General features: G+C 70.6%; 6 protein-coding genes. 2 read left to right on the forward strand and 4 right to left on the reverse strand.

Annotation, left to right across the window (positions count from 1 at the left end; translation table 11 throughout):
• Both VJ655_RS10665 and VJ655_RS10670 read right to left on the reverse strand, forming a co-directional pair.
• On the reverse strand, positions 1 to 758 hold a 758-nt coding region (locus VJ655_RS10665), incomplete at its 3' end, for a tyrosine-protein phosphatase (RefSeq protein ID WP_324111038.1).
• Positions 755 to 1,936, reverse strand: coding sequence for an acyltransferase family protein (locus tag VJ655_RS10670; RefSeq protein WP_414646972.1), 1,182 nt, complete (start codon positions 1,934 to 1,936; stop codon positions 755 to 757). The genes VJ655_RS10670 and VJ655_RS10665, both read right to left, overlap by 4 nt.
• Before the next feature lie 103 nt (positions 1,937 to 2,039).
• On the opposite strand from VJ655_RS10670, the gene ygiD reads away from it, so the two are divergent.
• Complete coding sequence (gene ygiD / locus VJ655_RS10675) at positions 2,040 to 2,810, forward strand: 4,5-DOPA dioxygenase extradiol (protein WP_324111039.1); 771 nt, start codon at positions 2,040 to 2,042, stop codon at positions 2,808 to 2,810.
• Positions 2,811 to 2,849: 39 nt separating this feature from the next.
• Here ygiD and VJ655_RS10680 read toward each other — a convergent pair whose 3' ends face one another.
• A complete protein-coding gene (locus tag VJ655_RS10680) occupies positions 2,850 to 3,530 on the reverse strand; it encodes a DJ-1/PfpI family protein (protein WP_324111040.1) in 681 nt (226 codons plus the stop codon).
• Between the two features lie 96 nt (positions 3,531 to 3,626).
• Between VJ655_RS10680 and VJ655_RS10685 the strand changes: the two genes are divergently transcribed.
• Complete coding sequence (locus tag VJ655_RS10685; protein ID WP_324111041.1) at positions 3,627 to 4,568, forward strand: GlxA family transcriptional regulator; 942 nt, start codon at positions 3,627 to 3,629, stop codon at positions 4,566 to 4,568.
• Here the strand turns inward: VJ655_RS10685 and VJ655_RS10690 are convergent.
• A complete protein-coding gene (locus VJ655_RS10690) occupies positions 4,565 to 4,930 on the reverse strand; it encodes a VOC family protein (protein WP_324111043.1) in 366 nt (121 codons plus the stop codon). The genes VJ655_RS10685 and VJ655_RS10690 overlap by 4 nt on opposite strands.
• Positions 4,931 to 4,963: the final 33 nt, after the last annotated feature.

The raw sequence follows: 4,963 nt of genomic DNA on the forward strand, positions 1-4,963 counted from the left end.
GCCCGCACCTGCTCGCGGGTGTTCGCGTCCAGCCCGACCGCCCGCTCCAGATAGCCGTCCAGCGAGCCGAACTCGCGCTTCATCTCGTCGAAGGCGGCGGCCAGGTAGCGGGCCTCGACGCCCATGGCCGCGCGCATCGCCGCCTCGGTCGGGCGCCGGCCGGTGATCTCTTCGATGTGATCCATGAACATCGCTCCGCGCCGCTCGAAGCGGCCGGGATCGTTGGTCAGCAGGTAGTCGTCGATGACGTCCTCGTCGGCCACGCCGGCGACATGGTGGGTCAGGGCCGCCAGGATGCCGGTGCGGTCCTTGCCCGCCGCGCAGTGGATCAGCACCGCGCCCTCCCCCTTGGCCACCGCCTGGAAATAGCGGGCGAAGAGATCCAGGTGCCGCTCCTTGAACGGCGCGCGGCGGTAATAGGCGTCCATGTAGTCGTGGACCGATCCCACCGAGAGGTCCGAGCTCTTCAGGAAGGTGTGCCAGGGATCCTCGCCGGTCATGCCCAGGTCGTTGTCGATCACCTGGGCCGAGAAGCCCGTCCAGCGCCGCGAGGGCGAACGCTCGCGCTCGTTGGGCCGGCGCAGGTCCACGAGGGTGACGATGCCCAGGGCCGCCATGGCCTCCAGGTCCTGGTCGGTGGCCTCGGCCTGGTGGGCGGCGCGGAACAGGACGCCCTTCTTCAGCCGCCCCGCCCCCGCGGCGTAGTCGCCGAAATCGCGGAAATTCTCGACGCCTTGGAGGGGGATGTGACGGGTCATGATGACTTTCGGAGCAGAGGCTGGAGCCGATCCTGGATCGGCTGGTCGATATAGGTGTGGAACAGCCACGCCGCGCCGTAGGCGACGGGGAAGCCGGCCAGCCACATCAGCCACTGCCAGCCGATGCCGATCGGCACGGTCTCGATCAGCTTGTGAACCGCGCTCCAGTAGATCACGCCGACGAAGATGTGGGTGATGAACAGGGCGAAGGACAGCTTGGCGCCCTCCTCGATCCAACCCCGCGGATGCTTGACCGGCAGGCGGCCGGCGCCCAGCACGATCATGGCGATGGCCAGCAGCGAGGGGGCGTCGAACAGCCAGGGGTCCGGCAGGGCGTAGCGGTCGAGCGGCTGGGTGACGACCAGCAGGGCGATCCCGCCCCACAGCAGGGCCTTGGCGGCGGTCTCGGACGGCCAGCGCATGTCGACCACGCGGGCCAGGCAGACGCCCAGGATGAACAGCGGCAGGGCCCGCACGACGCCGAACTGGAACTGCAGGTCGGGCAGGGCGTGGTGAAAGACCTTGCGGGCGATGATCTCGAACACGCCGAGGATCACCGCCGCCGCGATCGGCAGCAGCCAGGCGTGACGCACCTTGCTGACCACCCGCCAGAAGAACGGGAACAGGGCGTAGCAGACGATCAGCGCCGACAGCGACCAGCTGGGCAGGTTCCAGCCGTCGCTGGGGAAGCCCCAGGCGTGGATCAGCAGGGCCTGGGTCACCAGCTGGTCCCAGGCGAAGCGGCTGGGCTTGTGGGCGTCGGTGCCGACCGTGTTGAGGACGAGCACCAGCACCGCCAGCATGGCCAGCACCACCAGGTGCCCCGGCCAGACCCGCGCGGCCCGGCGCGCCCAGAACCTTGGGGTGCTGATATGCCCCCGGATCACCGAGCCGCCATAGGCCCGGCCCAGCACATAGCCCGACAGCATCAGGAAGAAGTCCGTCGCCAGGAACCCGCGCGAGAACACCTGGCCGAAACGCTCGATCCGCATCGGGCTTTCGGCGCCATAGTGGTAGACGACGATCAGCAGCGAGGCGAGAAAGCGCAGGAAATCCAAGGCCCCGCCACGCACGGCCTCCTTGCCGGGCTGGAAGCCGTGAGGCTCCGGCGGCGTAGCCGAGACAGAAGTCTCGCCCGGCGGAATCTGGGAAAGCGGGTCGGTCACGGCCGCCGCCATACCAAAGCCGTCCGTCCCGGGAAAGCCGTCACCGCCGCCTGACCTTGCGATAAGGCGCCGCGCCGACTATCTGTAACTACTCTTGTTTCTAATAGGTGACGTCATGTCCCGCATGCCCGTCCTGTTCGTCGGCCACGGCTCGCCGATGAACGCCATCGAGGACAATCCCTGGAGCCGCGACTGGGCCCGGCTGGGCGCGGAGCTGCCGCGTCCGAAGGCCGTGCTGATGATCAGCGCCCACTGGGAGACGCGCGGCGCCTCGGCCGTCAGCGCCTCGCCCGCGCCCGAGACGATCCACGATTTCGGCGGCTTCCCGCAGGCCTTGTTCGATGTCCAATACCCCGCGCCGGGCGATCCGGCCCTGGCGGCGCGGGTCGCCGAACTGCTGTCGCCCGATCCGGTCGTCCAGCACCCGACGCGCGGCCTCGACCACGGGGCCTGGGGCGTGCTGGGCCCGATGTATCCGGCCGCCGACGTGCCCGTGGTGCAGCTGAGCCTCGATCGCGGCCGCCCGGATCGCTGGCACTACGAGGCCGGCCGGCGTCTGGCGGCCCTGCGCGACGAGGGCGTGCTGATCATGGGCAGCGGCGACATTGTCCACAACCTGCGCGCCGCCGACTTCCGCCGCCCCGAGGCCCCGCCCTGGGCCGAGCGCTTCAACGAACGCGCCAAGGCCCTGATCCTGGCCGGCGACCACGACCCGCTGATCGACTGGCGCGCGCTGGGTCCCGACGCCGAAGCCTCGATCAACAGCGCCGAGCACTACCTGCCGCTGCTCTATGTGCTGGGCGCGCAGCAGCCCGGCGAGCCGGTCGGCTTCTTCAACGACGACGTCTTCGCGGCGATCTCGATGACCGGCGTGAAGGTGGGGTGATCCACGAATAAGTTGCTCCCCCGTGATGCGGGGGAGGATCTACATCGCCTCCGCCGCCTGCTTCGCCGCGGCGACCCGTTCGTCCATCGCCTTGCCGTACAGCGCCGAGACCCGCCGCAGCACCGCCTCCGGCGCCGTCTCCGGCCGCCCGGCGTCGAACGGCGGGGCTGGCGCGTACTCGACCGCCAGCTGGATGGTCTGGGCCATGTCCTCGCCGGCCAGTTCGGCCACCAGGGTCAGGGCGAAGTCGATCCCCGCCGTCACCCCGCCGCCAGTGACATAGCGCCCGTCCCGCGCCACTCGCGACGGGTCCGGAATGGCGCCGAACAACGCCAGCTGGTCGCGCCAGGCCCAGTGGCAGGCCGCCCGCTTGCCCTTCAGCAGGCCCGCCGCGCCCAGCACCAGGGAGCCGGTGCAGACCGAGCAGACATAGCGGGCCTCGTCGGCCAGGCGGCGGATCTCCGCGATGAAGTCGCGGTCGCCCATGGCCTCGGTGGTCCCAAAGCCGCCGGGCACGATCAGCACGTCGCAATGGTCGATGTCCGAGAGCTTCGGCAGATGGGCGAAGACCAGGCCGTCGGCCTCGATCTCGCCGCCGGCCAGGCTGGCCACGGTGACCTTGGCGCCGGGCAGGCGGCACAGGATCTGGTGCGGCCCGGTGAAGTCGAGCTGGGTCACGCCCGGAAACAGGGCGATCACGATGGCGAGAGGCTGGCTCATGCGATGGTCTCCGTCATGATTGACGGCGAGAACATGGTTCGATTAGCCTCTGGCGGAAATGACATAGTTCCCACGGATTCAGCCAAGGCTCCCGGCATGCCCCGCGCGATCGGCTTTCTCGTCTATCCCGGCTTCCAGCTGCTGGACGCCACCGGGCCGATCGCCGCGTTCGAGATCGCCGGCCGCCTGGCGCCGGGGGCCTATTCGCTACACTTCCTGTCCCTGGCCGGCGGACTGGCGGTAAGCTCCTCCGGCGCGGCGCTGCAGACCGCCGCCCTGGCCGACGCGCCGCGCCTCGACACCCTGATCGTCTCGGGCGGCGACGGGGTGAAGGCGCCGGCCACCTGTCCGGAGACCCTGGCCTTCGTCCGCGCCGCCGGGCGCGAGGCGCGGCGCGTGGCCAGCGTCTGCTCGGGCAGCTACGTCCTGGCCGAGGCGGGCCTGCTGGACGGCAAGCGCGCCACCACTCACTGGAGCCGCACCAAGGACTTCCAGCGTCGCTATCCGAACATCCGCCTGGAGCCCGACCGCATCTGGATCCAGGACGGCAATGTCTGGAGCTCGGCCGGCATCACCGCCGGGATCGACCTCTCTTTGGCCCTGATTGGCGCCGACGAGGGCGAGGCCGTGGCCCGCCGCACGGCCCAGCAGCTGGTGGTCTATCACCACCGCCCCGGCGGCCAGTCGCAGCACTCGGCGCTGATCGACCTGCGGCCCGGCCGCTTCGACGCCCTGCTCTCCTGGGCCCGCCAGAACCTGGCCGAGCCGCTGAGCGTCGAGCAATTGGCCGACCGCGCCGCCATGAGCCCTCGCAACTTCGCCCGCCTGTTCACCCAGGAGACCGGCGTCACCCCGGCCAAGGCGGTCGAGCGCCTGCGGGTCGAGGCCGCCCGCGCCCTGCTCGACAGCGGCCCGTTGCAGGTCGAGGACGTCGCGCTGGAAACCGGCTTCGGCGATCCCGAACGCATGCGCCGCGCCTTTCTCCGCGCCTTCGGCCAACCGCCCCAGGCCCTGCGGCGGGCGGCGCGGGCGGGTTAGGGCCGAGGCGTCATCAGCTCGATGCGGTTGCCGAACGGATCGTCGGCATAGACGCGGTCCCATCCCTCCAGCGGCTCGTCCTCGACCACCTGGACGCCCGCGGCTCTCAGCCGTTCGGACAGGGCGCGCGCGTCGTCGACGACCAGGGCCGGATGGGCCTTCCGCGCCGGGCGGAAATCGGCCTCGACGCCCAGGTGGATCTTGACCGCTCCGTCCTCGAACCAGCAGCCGCCCCGCACGGCCAGGTGCGGCGGCTTGGGGGTTTCGGCGATCCCCAGCAGGTCGCGATAGAAGGCCCGCGCCCTGTCCTCACCGCCCGCCGGCATGGCCAGCTGCACGTGCTCGATCGCCAGGATGGTCATTATCGCCTCCCGCCCTTGGCCCGGACGCCGGTT

The sequence above is a fragment of the Caulobacter sp. genome, assembly GCF_035254145.1.
GTDB lineage: Bacteria > Pseudomonadota > Alphaproteobacteria > Caulobacterales > Caulobacteraceae > Caulobacter.